A 16589-nucleotide genomic window follows, 5' to 3' on the forward strand; every position below is an offset into this window, starting at 1 on the left:
CCGACCGCACCGACCGCACCGACCGCACCGGCCGGCCTGATCCGGCCGTCCGTCCGATTCCCCGGTCCGGTCCGGGCCGGGGTGTGGTCCGGGCCGGGGTCCGGGGTGGCCGGGGTTCGGGTGGGGTGCGGGGTGGGTGTCGGAACTTCTTATCGATCTTGATCATTACGGGTTTGCGCTGTTCGGGGCATCATTAGTTTTGGTTGTTGATGGTTGCCGGAGTATCCGGTAGCGTGGGGTGTGGAGAGAGGGGAGCTGGACATGACTGGCGGCGAGTACAAGCTGGACATGACGATGATGCTGACCATTCATGATGCGTTCCGGCGGGAGCTGGACCGTATTGCGAAGGTCGCGGAGGACGTCAGTGACGACCCGCGGACGGTCATGCGGACCGCGTTGGGGTGGAAGCTGTTCAAGACGTACCTGGGGATCCATCACACCACTGAGGACGACACGGTGTGGGGTCTGATGGAGCAGCGGCTGGCCGGTGGCCAGGATGTGGCGCTGCTGCATGCGATGGAGGCCGAGCACGCGGCGATAGATCCGCTGCTGGCGTCGATGGACCTGGCGTTGGCCGATGTCGATGGCGGTCCGGGCCGGCTGGGTGACCTGGTCGCGGAGTTGAACACCTCGTTGCGCGGGCATCTGCAGCACGAGGAGGCCGAGGGGTTGTCCCTGGTCGATTCGACGCTGACGCAGGAGGAGTGGTCCCACTTCGCGGCGGTGCACCTGAAGAAGGTCGGCGAGGACGTGGGCACCTACATGCCCTGGCTGTTGGACGACGCGGCCGCGGACTGGGTCGAGACCGTGCTGGGCCGGCTTCCCGGTTGGGGCCGTACCAAGTACGAGGGTGAATGGAAGGCCGCCTACGACCGGCTCTCTCTTTGGACGCCGGCAGCCGGTACCACCGGCTGATCGTTTTTCAAGCCCCCGGAGGAACCCCCGCATGTCACAGTACGAAGGAGCCGCGACCGACCCGCCCGTGGCGGCCGTGGATCCGCCCGCCGACGGGCGCCGGCTCGGTGTCGCGACCTGGGTGATCGCGCTGGCGCGGTTCATGGTCGTGCTGGACGGCACGATCATGATCGTGGCGTTGCCGAGGATCCAAAACGCGCTGCACATCTCGTTGTCGAACCTGAACTGGGTGATCAACGCGTACTCGCTGACGTTCGGCGGGCTGCTGCTGGTCGCCGGGCGGGTCGGTGACGTCTACGGCCGTAAGAGGGTCTTCAGTGCCGGGCTGGTGCTCTTCGGTGCGGCCTCGCTGGCGGGGGGCCTGGCGCCCAACGGCGGCACGCTGATCGCCTTCCGTGCCATCCAGGGCGTCGGCGCGGCGGTCGCCACCCCCGGTGCGCTGTCGCTGCTGATCGCGACGTTCCCCGAGGGCAAGCCCCGTACCAAGGCGCTGGGCCTGTACGGGGGGGTGACCGGGCTGGCCTCGGTGCTGGGCCTGGTCCTGGGCGGTGTGCTGACCACCTACGCCTCCTGGCGGTGGGTGCTGCTGGTCAACGTGCCCGTCGTGATCGGCGTCCTGGCCGGTGTCAACGCGCTCAACGAGGGCGAGCCCGCCAAACGCACCAGGATCGACATCCCCGGTGCGGTCGCGGCGACGCTGGGCGCCGGGTCGCTGGTCTTCGCCGTGGACCGGGTCGCCGAGCACGGGTGGAGCGACCCGGTCGTGGTGAGCGGCCTGATCGCCGCGGTGGTCCTGCTGGGCGCGTTCGCGGTCATCCAGCGCACCAGCGAGCTGCCGATGATCCCCCGCGAGGTCCTCTCCGACCGGGGCCGTACGGGTGCGAACATCGTGACGCTGCTGATGTCGACGGGCAGCTTCGCGACGTACTTCTTCTTGACGTTGTACATGCAGCAGGTGCTGGGCTACTCCGCGCTGCGGACGGGGCTGATGTACCTGCCGCTGGCGATCGGCTTCGGTATCGCCGCCGGCGGGGTCGGCCCGGTGCTGCTGGCCCGCACCCCCGAGCGGGTCGCCCTGTCGCTGGCCTTGCTGATCGCCGCGGCCGGATCGGGCTGGTTCGCGTTCCTGACGGTGCACTCCAGCATCTACGGCATGGTCCTGCCCGCCTCACTGGTCACCGGCCTGGGCCTGGGGGCGACCGTCGTGGTCGCCACCGGCATCGGGGTGCGCGGTATCGACAGCTCGGAGGCCGGCATCGGCTCCTCGCTGCTGACCGCCAGCAGCCAGATCGGCGGCGCCCTGGGCCTGGCAGGACTGGCCACGGTCGCCGCGACCACCACCCAGCACGCCGCGAAGGGCACCGCACTGCCCGACGCCCTGGTCAACGGCTACACCGCCGGCTTCAAAGTCGCCGTCGCCCTGTACCTGGTGGGCATCATCGTGGCCTGGCTGACCATCACCCCCTTCGCCGACACCCCCCAGGGGCGAGCCCAAGCGAACGCCAAAGCACAGGCCGACGCCCAGGAACAGGCCGCGGCGCAGGCACAGAAAGCCTGAGGCACAACCCCCCACAACCCCGGGGGTGGCCACCGGCACACCATCGGCGCTGGGAGCGTGACCGAAGATGACCGCACTGACGTACACCGATGCCATGGGCGGCGCTTTGGAACGGCTGCGCTTCGTCGGCTACGAACACGGCACCATGCTCGTCAACCACGCGCCGATGGCAGCCGAGGCCATGGCCACCCTCGGCTACGCCGACGACATCGCCACCTGGGTCGAGGGCAACCTCGCCCACCGCCGCTACAAGGACCTGCCCACCCCCCGCTTCCCGCTGACCGCCTCGGACGAGACGGACTGGCGCCCGGCACTGGGCGACTTCGACCGCGTCACCGACTGGTGGGAGCTGTTCGACCGGGAACTGGCCGACGCACCCTGGCAGCAGGTCCTGGCCCGCTGGTGGCCGCGCCTGCTGCCGGGGATGTCCGGGGTGATGACACACGGCGTGATCCGCACCGCCCACGCGGTACGGGCCATCGCCCACACCCCCACCGGTGGCACCGGCAGCGACGAGGTGGAGGAGGCCTACCGGCGGGAGCTGGCCCACGGGCTGGGCTACTGGGCGGCCCGCTACTCCCTGCGCGACGCGGCCGCCCTGCAGCGCACCGAACCCGCCCCACCTGCCGGGGAAAGCGCCGGACCCGACAGGGAAACCGGCGGCGGGTCGGATGCGGCACTGGCCGCGCTGGACGAGCTGGTCGCCGACGCGTGCGGGCACTACGCCGCCACCACCGCCGGGCACCCGGTGCCGCTGATCCACGCCATCACCGGCCCGGCGGCCGTACGGCTGGTCCTGCCCCACCTGCCGGCCGACCAGCAATGGGCCTCCTACCTGGCCGCCCGGCACTGCAGCGCGGGCATCCGCGGCTACTACGGCCCCCCCACCGCCCGCACCACCGCCCGCACCACCCACGACCCGCAGCGCGCCCACGATCCGCAGGGCGGGCAGGGCGGGCAGGGTGTGGGGGGTGTGCCGGCGGGGCAGCTGGTGGCCGAGGCGGTCGAGCTCGGTGACGAGCACGCGATCAAGCTGGCCGAGGTCGCGGTGCGCCACCAGGCGCTGCTGCCCGACGACCGGTACGCCGCGGCCGCGAACGCCGCGACACGGCGGCTGCGGGGATTCCTCAGTGCGCACTCGTTCTATGATTGACAGCAGGGCCCGCAACCGGCCTGGAGGAGGCGTTGGACCATGGCGGACCCGGATTCGCACGGGGGTACCGCCGCTGAGCTGGCCGGCGCCCCGCTGGCACCGGAGCTGACCCGGTATCTGCCCTACCTGATGCGCCGCGCGTTCTCGCACGTCTCCTCCACCGCCGACCGCAGTACGCAGGCCCGTGACTACGCGGTGCTGGCAGGCCTGGCCGACGGGCACGGCACCTCGCAGCAGGCACTCGCCGAGCGGCTGGAGATCAACCGGACCATCATGGTCAAGCTGATCGACCGCCTCCAGGCGGCCGGCTACGTCACCCGTACCCGCAACCCCGACAACCGCCGCTCCTACGTGCTGTCGCTGACCGAGGCCGGGCACGCGGCACTGGCCCACATGCAGTCCTCGGTCCTGGAGCGCGACCGCCTGGTCACCGCGAACCTGACCGACACCGAACGCGACCGGCTCAACGAGCTGCTGCGCACCGTGCTGGGCGAGCCGGACCGCACACCCAGCACGGTCGGCACCGAGTACCTGATCACGCAGGTGTTCTACCTGCTGCGGCGGCGCGGGGACGCCCTGGCGGCCGATGCGGGGATGCGGGTGCGGGACTTCGGCGCACTGTCCGCGATCGGCCGGCTCGGACCGTGCCCGCAGCAGCAGTTCGCCCGCTACCTGGCGCTCACCGAGCCCGCCGCGGCACTGATCGTCGACGAACTGGCCGGCAAGGGCCTGGTCACCCGCGGCCAGGACCCCGACGACCGCCGCCGCTACGCACTGGAACTGACCGCACTGGGCCGCGAACGGCTGGCGTTCCTGACGGTTGCGATCGACCGCCTGCAAGCCGAGATCGTGGAGATGTTCGGCGGCGCACCCGCCGAGGCCGAACTGCACACCCTGATCCACAAGATGATCGCCACCCCGGTACCCGCCACCCCCACCTCCCGCTGACACCCCGCCGGCCCCCGGCCCTGCGCCGGAACCCGGCCGGCCCCTGCCGCCTGCCCCACCCCCGCCGACCCCCCCCGCCCTCCCGCCTGCCGCCGGCCCTGCGCCGGACCCCCGTTCCTTGCGCCGGGGCGGGCGGCGCGGGCTCCGGCCGGGCGGGCGGGCCCGGTGGCCCCGGGTGCGGTGCTTTTCGTGTGATGTTCCTGTTCGTGGAAACGGTCTGCCCCCTTCCTGTGTTCGGCCGGTTTCGGCCGGGGTGGGCCGTTTCGTTGCGTGCGCCCACGCCCACCCATCGACACCTGCAGAAAGTGGGGAAGTCATGTCCCAAGTCGTCGACGCGCTGGTCGGCCTGTGGGCCGGTTCGGTTTCGTATGGCACCACGGTCGAGAAGTTCACCATCGCCTTGGACACCGATGGGTCGGCCCATCTGAACACCGCGGAGACCGGTGGCCACGGCACGTGGCAGATGACCGGTGAGGACACGTTCGTGTTCACCATCACCGAGCGGTTGCACGAGGGTGATTCGGGTGTGTCGGGTGATACCGAGGTGACCGGCATTGACCATCTGATCATCAATATCGACGCGAAGCTGTTCGGTACGGCGTTCGTGGGCACCGGCACCGCGGAGGTCTTCGACGCCGCCGGTGCGGTGATCTTCTCCATCGCTGCCGAGACCACGGCCCAGTTGGCGCCGGCCCAGTGACCGGCGCTGGTGTGTGCGGCGGTTCCTGCCTGTCCCCAGTCCCGCAATCCCGGTTGCCCATTTGTGACGAGAGGTACCCATGAATACGGATGTGATCGTGGTCGGCGCCGGTCCGGCGGGGATGATGCTGGCAGGTGAGCTGCGGTTGGCCGGTGTCGAGGTGACGGTGCTGGAGAAGCTGGCCGCGCCGACCGGTGAGTCGCGGGGCCTGGGGTTCACCGCCCGGACGATGGAGGTCTTCGACCAGCGGGGTCTGCTGCCGCGGCTGCCGCCGTTCGAGGTGAGCAACGTCGGTCATTTCGGTGGGCTGCCGCTGGACTTCGGGATGCTGGAGGGGGCGCATTTCGCGGGCAAGACGCTGCCGCAGTCGCAGACCGAGGCGATGCTGGCGGGCTGGACGGCCGATATCGGGGTGGATTTCCGGCGCGGGTATGAGTGCGTGGGGGTCCTGGCCGACCAGGACGGGGTGACCGCGCAGATCGGCGGGCCGGGCGGGTTCGAGGAGCTGCGGGCGAAGTACCTGGTGGGGTGCGACGGCGGGCGCAGCATGATCCGTAAGGCGATGGGCTTCGACTTCCCCGGCACGGGGGCGTCGATGGAGATGTTCCTGGCCGATCTGCGGGGGACCAACGTGCGTCCCCGGATGATCGGGGAGTCGTATCCGGGCGGGATGGTGATGGCGACCCCGCCGACCGACGGGGTGCAGCGGTTCATCGTCTGCGAGCGCGGGACCGCGCCCAGGCGGCGCACCACGCCGATCGAGTTCGCTGAGATCTCCGATGCGTGGAAGCGGCTGACGGGGGAGGACATCAGCCACGGCGAGCCGGTGTGGCTCAGCTCGTTCGGGAACGCCACGCGGCAGGCGACGCAGTACCGGCGCGGGCGGGTCCTGCTGGCCGGGGACGCGGCGCACATCCACCTGCCGGCCGGCGGGCTGGGGATGAACACCAGCATCCAGGACGCGGTGAACCTGGGGTGGAAGCTGGCCGCGCAGGTCCACGGCTGGGCCCCGGAGGGCCTGCTGGACACCTACCACGCCGAGCGGCACGCGATCGGCCGGCGGCTGCTGATGAACACCCAGGCGCAGGGGCTGCTGTTCTTGTCGGGGGACGAGGTCCAGCCGATGCGGGACCTGTTCACCGAGCTGCTGGGCTACGACGTGGTCGCCAAGCACCTGATCGGCATGGTCTCCGGGCTGGAGATCCGCTACGACGTCGGCGCGGGCGACAGCCCCGTGCTGGGCAAGCGGATGCCCAACCGGGAACTGGCCCTGCCCTCGGGCACCCGGCGCGTCTACGAACTGCTGCGCACCGCCCGCGGCCTGCTGCTGGACCTGGCCGACGACCAGGGCCTGCGCGAGGCCGCGGCACCGTGGGCGGACCGGGTCGACGTGGTCACCGCACCGCTGACCGGCCTTGCCGCCGACGACCCGCTGGCCTCGGCCCGGGCGGTCCTGGTACGCCCCGACGGATACATCGCCTTCATCGACCCGGGCACCGCGGCAGGACTGGACGAGGCCCTGCGCGCCTGGTTCGGCGCACCCCGCGAAGCGGCCGCGGTCCGGCCGTGACGACCGTGGGAGCACCCACCGGACACGACACACCACCCGGGCACGAGGCACCGCCCGGGCACGAGGCACCGCCCGGTGGCCAGGCGCGGGCCGGGTCGCAGGCGCCGGTGGGGTTCGATGTGGTCGCGGCGGTGCGGCGGCTGTCGGACCGTGCGGATCTGGCGGATCTGGCGGACCGCTATCTGCGGGCCCTGGACGAGGGGGACTTCGACGAGCGCTGGGCGCGGTCGGTGTTCACCGATGACGTGGAGCTGGACTTCCCGCCCGGTTCGCACCGGGGACTGGCCGGGGTGGAGGACTTCACCCGGGGCTTCATGGGGCACTGGCAGCGCACCCACCACAACGTGTCGCACTACGCCGTGGAGGTCGACGGCGACACCGCCTCGATCGCCTGGAACGTGGTGGCCATCCACGTGCACCCCGGGTCGCTGCCGCCGCCGGCGTCGGCTGCGCACTTCTATCTCGGCGGCCGGTTCGAGGGCGGAGCGCGCCGTACCGGGGCGGGCTGGCGGCTGGACGGGCTGGCGTTGCGGGTGGTGTGGACCACCGGTCCGGGCATCCGTTCGATCGCCCGGGTCATGACCGGCACAGACGGAGAACAGGCAATCACCACATGGAAGGAAGGGACAGCATGACCAAGGAGATTCCCAGCCTCGAGCGGCAGCGGGAGATCATCGACATCGTCTACAACAAGGGCCTCAACGAGGGGGACCTGAGTGTCGCGGACCGGTATCTGACCGCGGACTACCAAAGCCACGGCAGTTACGACGACTCGGTGCGCGGCCCGGCGTCGTTCAAGATGACCATCGAGATGCAGCACCGGTCGTTCAGCGACATCAAGTACGAGGTCCTGGACGTGGTCTCCGAGGGTGACCGCTCGGCGATCCGGTGGGTGATGAAGGGCAAGCACACCGGCCCGTTCCTGGGTATCCCGCCCACCGAGATGGATGTCGAGCACCATGCGCTGCTGATCCTGCGCTTCGAGGACGACCGGATCGCCGAGCGGTGGGGCCTGGTCGACAACTTCACGCTGATGCGGACCCTGCAGGCCGTCTCCGGCGGCGGCCGCCCCGGCGGCCCCGGTGGCCCCGGCGGTCCTGGCGGTCCTGGGGGGCCTGGGGGTCCTGGTGGGCGTCCGATGGGTGGTCCGCCGGCCGGCGGCCCGCCGGCAGGCGGGCGTCCGCAGCCGGTGCCCTCTTCCTGACCACCGCGAACACCCCCCGGTAACGGCGCACCCCGGCCCCCCTGTTGCTTCTTGTCTTCCCGGGGGGCGGGGCGCGCGCCGTGGGGGGCTGCAGCCCGGGCCGGTGCGCCCGGGCTGCCCCTTTTTTTTACCGAGCAGGTCGTGCCGGCCCAGGTCTTCACCGGGGTCCGGTTTTTTTTCACCGCAGGTTCAGGCGGGTTCCCCCCCAGGGCTCTGGTCGGGGCGGGGCGTGAGGCGAGGGAGGGGATGGGGTGTCCACCGAATCGATCCGGGTGGTCGTGGTCGTCGGCTCGGCGCGTGCGGGGCGTCTGGCGCCGCAGGTGGCGCAGTGGTTCACCGGTCAGGCCGGGCAGCGCGGCGATCTGGTGACCGAGGTGGTCGATCTGGTCGACCACCGGTTGCCCGATGACCTGGACGCCACCGCGCCCGAGGTGGCCGCGCTGCGGCCGGTGCTGGCCGCGGCCGATGCGTTCGTGTTCGTCGTGCCGGAGTACAACCGGGGTATTCCCGGGCCGCTCAAGACGCTGATCGACCATTACAACGCCGAGTGGGAAGCCAAGCCGGTGGGGTTTGTGACCTACGGGCTGAGCATGGCCGGCGGTGTGCGCGCGGTGGAGCACCTGCGGCAGGTCCTGGGTGAGTTCCACTGCGTGGGCATGAAGGACATAGCGATCTTCCCGCGGATTTTGAGCCATTTCGATGCCGCCGGTGCTTTCGCCCCTGAGGCGGCCGGGTGCAACGAGGCGGCGAAGGTCATGCTCGACCAGCTCGTCTGGTGGGCCGATGCGCTGCGCGCCGCCAAGGCCAAGCGCCCTTACCGCACCTGAAGCGGATTCGCGAGACAGCCACACGGCGGAGGGAAGAATCATGGGAGACAACGGCAAGGCGCCGGCGGACGACCAGATCTACGACGTGGCGATCCTGGGCGCGGGCATGGCCGGCGGGATGCTCGGCGCGGTACTGGCCCGCAACGGTGTCAAGGTGCTGCTGATGGACGCCGGTACGCATCCGCGGTTCGCGGTGGGGGAGTCGACGATTCCCTACACCTCGTCGATGACGAAGATCATCGCCGAGCGGTACGGGGTTCCCGAGATCGCACCGCTGGCCACCTTCAGGGGTGTCAACGAGAAGGTCAGCCCGATGTCGGGCAGGAAGTCGAACTTCGGTTTCGTCTACCACGTCCAGGGCCGGCCGCAGCGCCCCGAGCAGATCAACCAGCTGGTGATCCCCGAATGGCAGCGCACCGAGTGCCACCTGTTCCGGCAGGACTCCGACGCGTACCTGTTCAATCTGGCGGTGGACTGCGGGGCCGATCCGTGTCTGGACACCCGGATCACCGGTATCGACATCGACCCCGACACCGGGGTGGTGCTGCGCTCGGCGCAGGGCGCCCAGTTCCGGGCCAAGTACCTCGTCGACGGGGCCGGTTACCGCTCGCCGACCGCGGACGCGTTCAACCTGCGCGACGAGCCGCCGCGGGCCAGGCACCACTCGCGGAGCCTGTTCACGCACATGGTCGGGGTCACGCCCTTCGATGACGCCTCGGCGGCGCAGGCCCACAAGAACCCCAGCCCGTGGCACCACGGCACACTGCACCACGTCTTCGACGGCGGGTGGCTGTGGGTGATCCCCTTCGACAACCACGAGGGGGCTTTGAGCACGCTGTGCAGTGTGGGGCTGACGTTGGACGAGCGGGTCCACCCCAAGCCCGAGGGCAGCGCGCAAGAGGAGTTCGACGATTTCCTGCGGCGCTTCCCGCAGATCGCCGAGCAGTTCACCGGGGCGCGCGCGGTACGGCCGTGGATCAGCACCGGGCGCCTGCAGTACTCCGCCTCCAACACCGTCGGTGAGCGCTACACGCTCACCTCCCACGCGGCCGGTTTCATCGACGCCCTGTACTCGCGCGGCCTGACCAACACCTTGGAGGTCGTCAACTCCCTGGCGTGGCGGCTGATCGCCGCCTCCCGGGACGGCGACTGGTCCACGAAGCGGTTCGCGTACATCGACAAGCTCCAGCAGGGCCTCTACGACGTGCACGACGACCTGGTCTACAGCTCGTTCGTGGGCTTTCGCCACTACGAGCTGTGGAACGCGGTGAGCAGGGTGTGGAAGACCACGAGCATCCTGCCGACGATGCGGATCGAGAACGCGCTGCGGGACTACAAGGCCTGCGGTGACGAGCAGGTGCTGCTGGAGCTGGAGCGCACCGAGACCCCCGGGCTGCCCGAGCCGGTCGGCAAGGACCTCAGTGCCCTTCTGGCCTACACCCGCACCACCTGCCAGGCGGTGGAGGCCGGCGAGCTGGAGCCGGCGGCCGCCGCGGAGCGGATCTTCACGTATCTGCGCCAGACGCCGTTCGTTCCGGCGCCGCTGGAGCTGGGCGAGCCCGACAACCGCTTTTTCGAGGCGACCCCGGAGCTGCTGGAGCGGCTCGGCCAGTGGGGGCGCAACCGCTCCCCGCAGCACATGCGGTCGCTGTTCGCGTGACCTTGCCCCTTCCCCACCCCTACCGGGTCCTTTGGCAGGCACCAGGACCGGGCCGGACCGAAATGAGGGTAGTGATATGCACAGCAGCTTGATCGTCGCCCGGATCGAACCCGGCGGCGACGGCGATGTGGCCCGGCTGTTCGCGGAGTTCGACCGCACCGAGATGCCGCACCTGATGGGAACGCGGCGCCGGCAGCTGTTCCACTTCCGCGGCCTGTACTTCCACGTCCAGGACTTCGACGACACCGACGGCGGCGAGCGGATCGAGCAGGCCAAGGTCGACACCCGCTTCATGAAGATCAGCGACGACCTCAAGCCGTTCATCCAGCCCTACGACCCGGCCACCTGGCGCTCACCGGCCGACGCTTTGGCGACGCGGTTCTACAGCTGGGAGGGCTAAGACGTGTCCACCCGACGAGTGGTCATCACGGGGGTGGGCGTGCTGGCCCCCGGCGGCATCGGCGTCAAGAACTTCTGGAGCCTGCTGTCCGAGGGCCGCACCGCGACCCGCCGGGTCAGCTTCTTCGACCCGACCCCGTTCCGCTCCCAGGTCGCCGCCGAGATCGACTTCGATCCCGAACTGTTCGGCCTGAGCCCGCAGGAGATCCGCCGGATGGACCGCTCGGCGCAACTGGCGGTCGTCGCGACCGCCGAGGCGGTCGCCGACAGCGGCCTGGACATCCAGACCCTGGACCCCTACCGGGTGGGCGTCGCGCTGGGCAGCGCGGTCGGCGCGACGATGGGCCTGGACCAGGAGTACCGCGTCGTCAGCGACGGCGGCCGCCAGGACCTGGTCGACCACCAGTACGCCGTGCCGCACCTGTACAACTACCTGGTGCCCTCCTCCAGCGCCGCGGAGGTGGCCTGGAAGGTCGGCGCGCAGGGCCCCACCACGGTGGTCTCCACCGGCTGCACCTCGGGCATCGACGCGGTCGGCTACGCGGTGGAGGTCATCCGGGAGGGCTCGGCCCAGGTGATGATCACCGGTGCGACCGACGCGCCGATCTCACCGATCACCCTGGCCTGCTTCGACGCGATCAAGGCCACCACGCCCCGCAACGACGACCCCGAGCACGCCTCGCGGCCCTTCGACGGCACCCGCAACGGGTTCGTCCTGGGGGAGGGCTCGGCGATCTTCGTGCTGGAGGAGCTGGACAGCGCCCGGCGGCGCGGCGCGCACATCTACGCCGAGATCGCCGGCTACACCTCCCGCTGCAACGCCTTCCACATGACCGGGCTGCGCCCGGACGGCCTGGAGATGGCCGAGGCGATCTCGGTGGCCCTGGACCAGGCCCGTATCAACGCCACCGACATCGACTACATCAACGCCCACGGCTCGGGCACCAAGCAGAACGACCGGCACGAGACCGCGGCGTTCAAGCTGAGCTTGGGCGAGCACGCCCGGCACGTCCCGGTCAGCTCCATCAAGTCGATGGTGGGCCACTCCCTGGGGGCGATCGGATCGATCGAGATCGCCGCCTCGGTCCTGGCGATGGCCGAGAACGTCGTCCCGCCCACGGCGAACCTGCACACCCCCGACCCCGAATGCGACCTGGACTACGTGCCGCTGACCGCGCGGGACTGGCCCACCGACACGGTGCTGACCGTCGGCAGCGGCTTCGGCGGCTTCCAGAGCGCGATGGTCCTCACCCGCCCCGAGCGGAGGCCGCTGTGAGCGCGACGACCGTGGTCACCGGCCTGGGAGTGGTCTCTCCCAACGGGCTGGGCGCCGCCCCCTACTGGGACGCCACCCGTGCCGGGAAGTCCGGCATCGGGCGGGTCACCCGCTTCGACCCCTCGCAGTACCCGGCCCGCCTGGCCGGCGAGGTCCAGGGCTTCGTCGCCGAGGACCACCTGACGGGGCGGATGATCGTACAGACCGACCACATGACACGGATGGCGCTGGTCGCCGCCGACTGGGCGCTGGCCGACGCGGCGATCGAACCGCGCGGCCTGGACGGCTACGACATGGGCGTGGTCACCGCCAGCTCCGCCGGCGGCTTCGAGTTCGGGCAAGGCGAGCTGCGCAAACTGTGGAGCAGGGGCAGCCAGCACGTCAGCGCCTACCAGTCCTTCGCCTGGTTCTACGCCGTCAACAGCGGCCAGATATCCATCCGGCACGGCATGAAAGGCCCCAGCGGCGTCGTCGTCAGCGACCAGGCCGGCGGCCTGGACGCACTGGCCCAGGCCCGCCGGCAGATCCGCGGCGGCACCCGCCTGATGGTCTCCGGCGCCGTCGACGCCACGATCTGCCCCTGGGGCTGGGTCGCGCAGCTGGCGGCCGGCCGGATGAGCACCAGCGACCAGCCGGCCCGCGCCTACCTGCCCTTCGACGCCGACGCCCGCGGCCACGTACCCGGCGAGGGCGGCGCGATCCTGGTCCTGGAGGAAGCCGGCGCCGCCGCCCTGCGCGGCGCCCGCATCTACGGGGAGATCGCCGGCTACGGCGCCACCTTCGACCCCCGCGACACCGTCGGCGGCACCGGCCTGCACAAGGCGATCGAGATCGCCCTGGCCGACGCCGGACTGCGCGCCTCCCAGGTCGACGTCGTCTTCGCCGACGCCGCCGGCATCCCCGAACTGGACCGCGCCGAAGCCGACGCGATCGGCGCGGTCTTCGGGCCGCGCGGCGTACCGGTCACCGCGCCCAAGACGATGACCGGCCGCCTGTCGTGCGGGGCCGGCGCACTGGACACCGCGACCGCCCTGCTGGCCATCCGCGACTCGATCATCCCGCCCACCGTCAACATCGAACCGGCCGCCGACTACGACCTGGACCTGGTCACCGGCCGCGGCCGCCCCACCCCCGTGCGCACCGCCCTGGTGCTGGCCCGCGGGTACGGCGGCTTCAACTCCGCACTGGTGGTCCGGGCCCGCAACCCCCACGCGACCGGGCCGCAGGCCGGGCCGGACCACACAGAAAGGACACGCTGATGACCGCTCGGCAGTTCACCCTGGAAGACCTCAAGCGCATCCTGATCGAATGCGCCGGCGCCGACGAGGCCGTCGACCTCGACGGCGAGATCCTCGACGAGGGCTTCGAGGCGATCGGCTACGAATCGCTGGCGATCCTGGAGACCGGCGGCCGGATCGAGACCGAGTACGAGGTCTGTCTGGACGAGGCGGTCCTGTCGGTCCACGCCACCCCCCGCGAGCTGATCGCCGCGGTCAACGAACTGCTGACGGTGGCGGCATGAGCACCGCCGAGGCGCCACTGGCCCTGGTCTCCGGCGCCACCAGCGGCATCGGCCTGGCCGTTGCCCGCCTGCTGGCCACCCAAGGCCACCGGGTCTTCATCGGCGCCCGCGACGCCGCCCGCATCGAGGCCACCGTCAAGGAACTGCGCGCCGAGGGCCACCAGGTCGCCGGCCGCACCCTGGACGTACGCCAGGACACCTCGGTGCGCGACTTCGTGGCCGCGGCGGTCGACCAGATGGGCACCGTGGAGGTCCTGGTCAACAACGCCGGCCGCAGCGGCGGCGGCGTCACCGCCGACATCCCCGACGACCTGTGGCACGACGTGATCAACACCAACCTCAACAGCGTCTTCCGCCTCACCCGCGAGGTGCTGACCACCGGCGGGATGCGGCACAAGACCCGCGGCCGGATCATCAACATCGCCTCCACCGCCGGCAAGCAGGGCGTCATCCTCGGCGCCCCCTACTCGGCGTCCAAACACGGCGTCGTCGGCTTCACCAAAGCGCTGGGCAACGAACTGGCACCCAGCGGCATCACCGTCAACGCGGTCTGCCCGGGCTATGTGGAAACCCCCATGGCCCAGCGCGTCCGCGAGGGATACGCGGTGGCCTACGACACCACCGAGGAGGCGATTTTGGAACGCTTCACCGCGAAGATCCCCCTGGGCCGGTACTCCACGCCCCAGGAAGTCGCCGGACTGGTCGGCTACCTCGCCTCCGACGCGGCCGCCTCCATCACCGCCCAGGCGCTGAACGTCTGCGGCGGCCTGGGCAACTTCTAAAACCCAGCCAGGGAGGAAAAGAGCACATGGACACCCCCGTCGTCCGCGAGGTCGAGCACGAGATCACCGTCGCCGCCCCGGCCCGTGAGGTCTACCGGCTCATCGCCGAGGTGGAGAACTGGCCGCGGATCTTCCCGCCGACCATCCACGTCGACCAGGCCGGCCACGGCCCCGGCCACGAACGCATCCGCGTATGGGCCACCGCCAACGGCGCCCCCAAGAACTGGACCTCGCAGCGCGCCCTGCACCCCGACACCCTGCGCATCGACTTCCGCCAGGAGGTCTCCACCCCCCCGGTCGCCGCGATGGGCGGCGCCTGGATCATCGAACCGCTGACCGCGCAGTCCTCCCGGGTCCGGCTGCTGCACGACTACCGGGCCATCGGCGACGACCCGCAGGGACTGGCCTGGATCGAGCAGGCCGTGGACGGCAACTCCCGCTCGGAGCTGGCAGCGCTGCGCACCAACCTCGAACTGGTCGTCGGCTCCGAGCAGCTGACCTGGTCCTTCGCCGACACCGTCCACATCCAAGGCGACCCCAAGGACGTCTACGACTTCATCAACGAAGCCGACCTGTGGTCCGAGCGCCTGCCGCACGTGGTGCGCGTCAACCTCGGCGAGAGCGAACCGGGCCTGCAGGAACTGGAGATGGACACCATGTCCCCCAACGGGTCGGTGCACACCACCAAGTCCTACCGCGTCTGCTTCCCCCACGACCGGATCGTCTACAAGCAGACCACCCTGCCGGCCCTGATGGACCTGCACACCGGCTGCTGGACCTTCCAGCCCACCGCCACCGGCGTCGCGGCCACCTCCCAGCACACCGTCGTCCTCAAAGCCGAGAACGTCACCGCCTACCTCGGACCCGACGCCGGCGTCGCCGAGGGCAAGGCCCACGTCCAGGACGCGCTGAGCACCAACAGCCGCGCCACCCTCGGACACGCCAAGACCTACGCCGAATCCCGCCGCTGACCCACCAGCACCGCCCCAGCACCCACCAGCGCCGACCACCGGTGCCGGCCGGTGCCGGCCGGTGCACGGAGCGCGCTTCTGCTAACGCCGGGCCGCCGGATCGGGCTCCGGGGCCGGCCACCTTTTTGTGACGACACCTATCGAGGAGGACCACATGGGCAAGCTCTCGGGCAAGACCGCGCTCGTCACCGGCGCCAGCCGCAACATGGGCCGCGCCATGGCGCTGCGCCTGGCCGCCGACGGCGCGCTGGTCGCGGTGCACTACAACAGCGGCAAGGACGAGGCCGAGGCGGTCGTGGAGACGATCCGCCAGGGCGGCGGGAAGGCGTTCTCGGTGTGCGCCGAACTCGGTGTGCCCGGCGACGTCGCCGACCTGTTCGCGGCCCTGGAGGCAGGGCTGAGCCAGCACGCCGGCGCCACCACGCTGAACATCCTGGTCAACAACGCCGGGGTGCTGGGCGGGATCTCCCCGGAGGAGACCACCTCCGAGCAGTTCGACCGGATCTACGCGGTCAACGCCAAGGCGCCGTTCTTCCTGATCCAGCGGGCCCTGCAGAACATGGCCGACGGCGGCCGCATCGTGAACATCTCCTCCGGCCTGACCCGTACCGCCAACCCCGACGAGATCGCCTACGCGATGTCCAAGGGCGCGGTGGAGATGCTGGCACTGCACTTCGCCAAGCACCTCGGCCCGCGCGGGATCACCGTCAACAGCGTCGCACCGGGCATCACCCGCAACGACAACCCGGTCTTCTCGATGCCCGAGGTGGTCACCGCGATGGCGTCGATGTCGGCGTTCAACCGGGTCGGCGAGCCCGAGGACGTCGCCGACGTGGTGGCGTTCCTGTGCTCCGAGGACGCCCGGTGGATCACCGGCGCGTTCATCGACGCCAGCGGCGGCACCCTGCTGTGACCCCGCACCGGGCCGGCCGCGACGCCGCCCGCCGGCCCCGACACACCACCGGGCCGGCCGCCGACGCCGCCGGCCGGCCCGGCCCCCACCACCACACCCGACACCCGCCGCCCGACCGCCCGACCGTGGCGGCCCGGCCGCCCGACCGTGGCGGCCTGACGGCCGGTGGTGTGACGGCCGGTGGTGTGACG

The 16589-nt window shown here is 70.9% G+C and carries 18 protein-coding genes; all 18 read left to right on the plus strand.

What is annotated here, in order from left to right:
* Nucleotides 1–261: 261 nt before the first annotated feature.
* Nucleotides 262–915 (plus strand): hemerythrin domain-containing protein, encoded by a 654-nt coding sequence (locus BUE44_RS34790; protein WP_073503035.1) that lies wholly within the window; start codon nt 262–264, stop codon nt 913–915.
* Nucleotides 916–946: 31 nt separating this feature from the next.
* The gene (locus BUE44_RS34795) at nt 947–2473 is read left to right on the plus strand and encodes an MFS transporter (protein WP_073503022.1); all 1527 of its coding nucleotides are present in this window, start codon (nt 947–949) and stop codon (nt 2471–2473) included.
* A 67-nt stretch (nt 2474–2540) separates the two neighbouring features.
* Nucleotides 2541–3626 carry a questin oxidase family protein gene (locus tag BUE44_RS34800; RefSeq protein WP_073503023.1) on the plus strand — a complete coding sequence of 362 codons (1086 nt, stop codon included), beginning with the start codon at nt 2541–2543 and terminating at the stop codon, nt 3624–3626.
* 39 nt (nt 3627–3665) lie between these two features.
* Nucleotides 3666–4574: a MarR family winged helix-turn-helix transcriptional regulator gene (locus tag BUE44_RS34805; RefSeq protein ID WP_073503024.1), complete on the plus strand. Its 909-nt coding sequence runs from the start codon at nt 3666–3668 to the stop codon at nt 4572–4574.
* A gap of 316 nt (nt 4575–4890) precedes the next feature.
* A complete protein-coding gene (locus BUE44_RS34810; RefSeq protein WP_073503025.1) occupies nt 4891–5274 on the plus strand; it encodes a hypothetical protein in 384 nt (127 codons plus the stop codon).
* Nucleotides 5275–5353: 79 nt separating this feature from the next.
* Nucleotides 5354–6844, plus strand: a complete 1491-nt coding sequence (locus BUE44_RS34815) for an FAD-dependent monooxygenase (RefSeq protein ID WP_073503026.1) — start codon at nt 5354–5356, stop codon at nt 6842–6844.
* A complete protein-coding gene (locus BUE44_RS36935) occupies nt 6841–7479 on the plus strand; it encodes a nuclear transport factor 2 family protein (RefSeq protein WP_159450333.1) in 639 nt (212 codons plus the stop codon). Before BUE44_RS34815 ends, BUE44_RS36935 begins: the two co-directional genes overlap by 4 nt.
* Nucleotides 7476–8048, plus strand: a complete 573-nt coding sequence (locus BUE44_RS34825) for an ester cyclase (RefSeq protein ID WP_107415950.1) — start codon at nt 7476–7478, stop codon at nt 8046–8048. Before BUE44_RS36935 ends, BUE44_RS34825 begins: the two co-directional genes overlap by 4 nt.
* A 251-nt stretch (nt 8049–8299) precedes the next feature.
* Complete coding sequence (locus BUE44_RS34830; protein WP_073503028.1) at nt 8300–8875, plus strand: NADPH-dependent FMN reductase; 576 nt, start codon at nt 8300–8302, stop codon at nt 8873–8875.
* Between the two features lie 40 nt (nt 8876–8915).
* The gene (locus BUE44_RS34835) at nt 8916–10535 is read left to right on the plus strand and encodes an NAD(P)/FAD-dependent oxidoreductase (protein ID WP_073503029.1); all 1620 of its coding nucleotides are present in this window, start codon (nt 8916–8918) and stop codon (nt 10533–10535) included.
* A gap of 76 nt (nt 10536–10611) precedes the next feature.
* Entirely contained in the window at nt 10612–10935 is a 324-nt protein-coding gene (locus BUE44_RS34840) for a TcmI family type II polyketide cyclase (RefSeq protein ID WP_073503030.1), read from the plus strand.
* A 3-nt stretch (nt 10936–10938) separates the two neighbouring features.
* Complete coding sequence (locus tag BUE44_RS34845) at nt 10939–12210, plus strand: beta-ketoacyl-[acyl-carrier-protein] synthase family protein (protein ID WP_073503031.1); 1272 nt, start codon at nt 10939–10941, stop codon at nt 12208–12210.
* Nucleotides 12207–13469 carry a ketosynthase chain-length factor gene (locus tag BUE44_RS34850; RefSeq protein ID WP_073503032.1) on the plus strand — a complete coding sequence of 421 codons (1263 nt, stop codon included), beginning with the start codon at nt 12207–12209 and terminating at the stop codon, nt 13467–13469. Before BUE44_RS34845 ends, BUE44_RS34850 begins: the two co-directional genes overlap by 4 nt.
* Nucleotides 13469–13732, plus strand: coding sequence for a phosphopantetheine-binding protein (locus BUE44_RS34855; RefSeq protein ID WP_079190360.1), 264 nt, complete (start codon nt 13469–13471; stop codon nt 13730–13732). The genes BUE44_RS34850 and BUE44_RS34855 overlap by 1 nt, the downstream gene beginning before the upstream one ends.
* Complete coding sequence (gene fabG / locus BUE44_RS34860; RefSeq protein ID WP_073503033.1) at nt 13729–14514, plus strand: 3-oxoacyl-ACP reductase FabG; 786 nt, start codon at nt 13729–13731, stop codon at nt 14512–14514. The genes BUE44_RS34855 and fabG overlap by 4 nt, the downstream gene beginning before the upstream one ends.
* 26 nt (nt 14515–14540) lie before the next feature.
* Entirely contained in the window at nt 14541–15485 is a 945-nt protein-coding gene (locus BUE44_RS34865) for an aromatase/cyclase (RefSeq protein WP_073503034.1), read from the plus strand.
* A 154-nt stretch (nt 15486–15639) separates the two neighbouring features.
* A complete protein-coding gene (locus BUE44_RS34870; RefSeq protein ID WP_079190361.1) occupies nt 15640–16398 on the plus strand; it encodes an SDR family oxidoreductase in 759 nt (252 codons plus the stop codon).
* Nucleotides 16395–16589, plus strand: a 195-nt coding sequence (locus tag BUE44_RS39120; protein WP_235002761.1) for a hypothetical protein, incomplete at its 3' end; no start/stop codon positions are given. The genes BUE44_RS34870 and BUE44_RS39120, both read left to right, overlap by 4 nt.

This window comes from Actinacidiphila paucisporea (assembly GCF_900142575.1).
GTDB classification, from domain to species: Bacteria; Actinomycetota; Actinomycetes; order Streptomycetales; family Streptomycetaceae; genus Actinacidiphila; species Actinacidiphila paucisporea.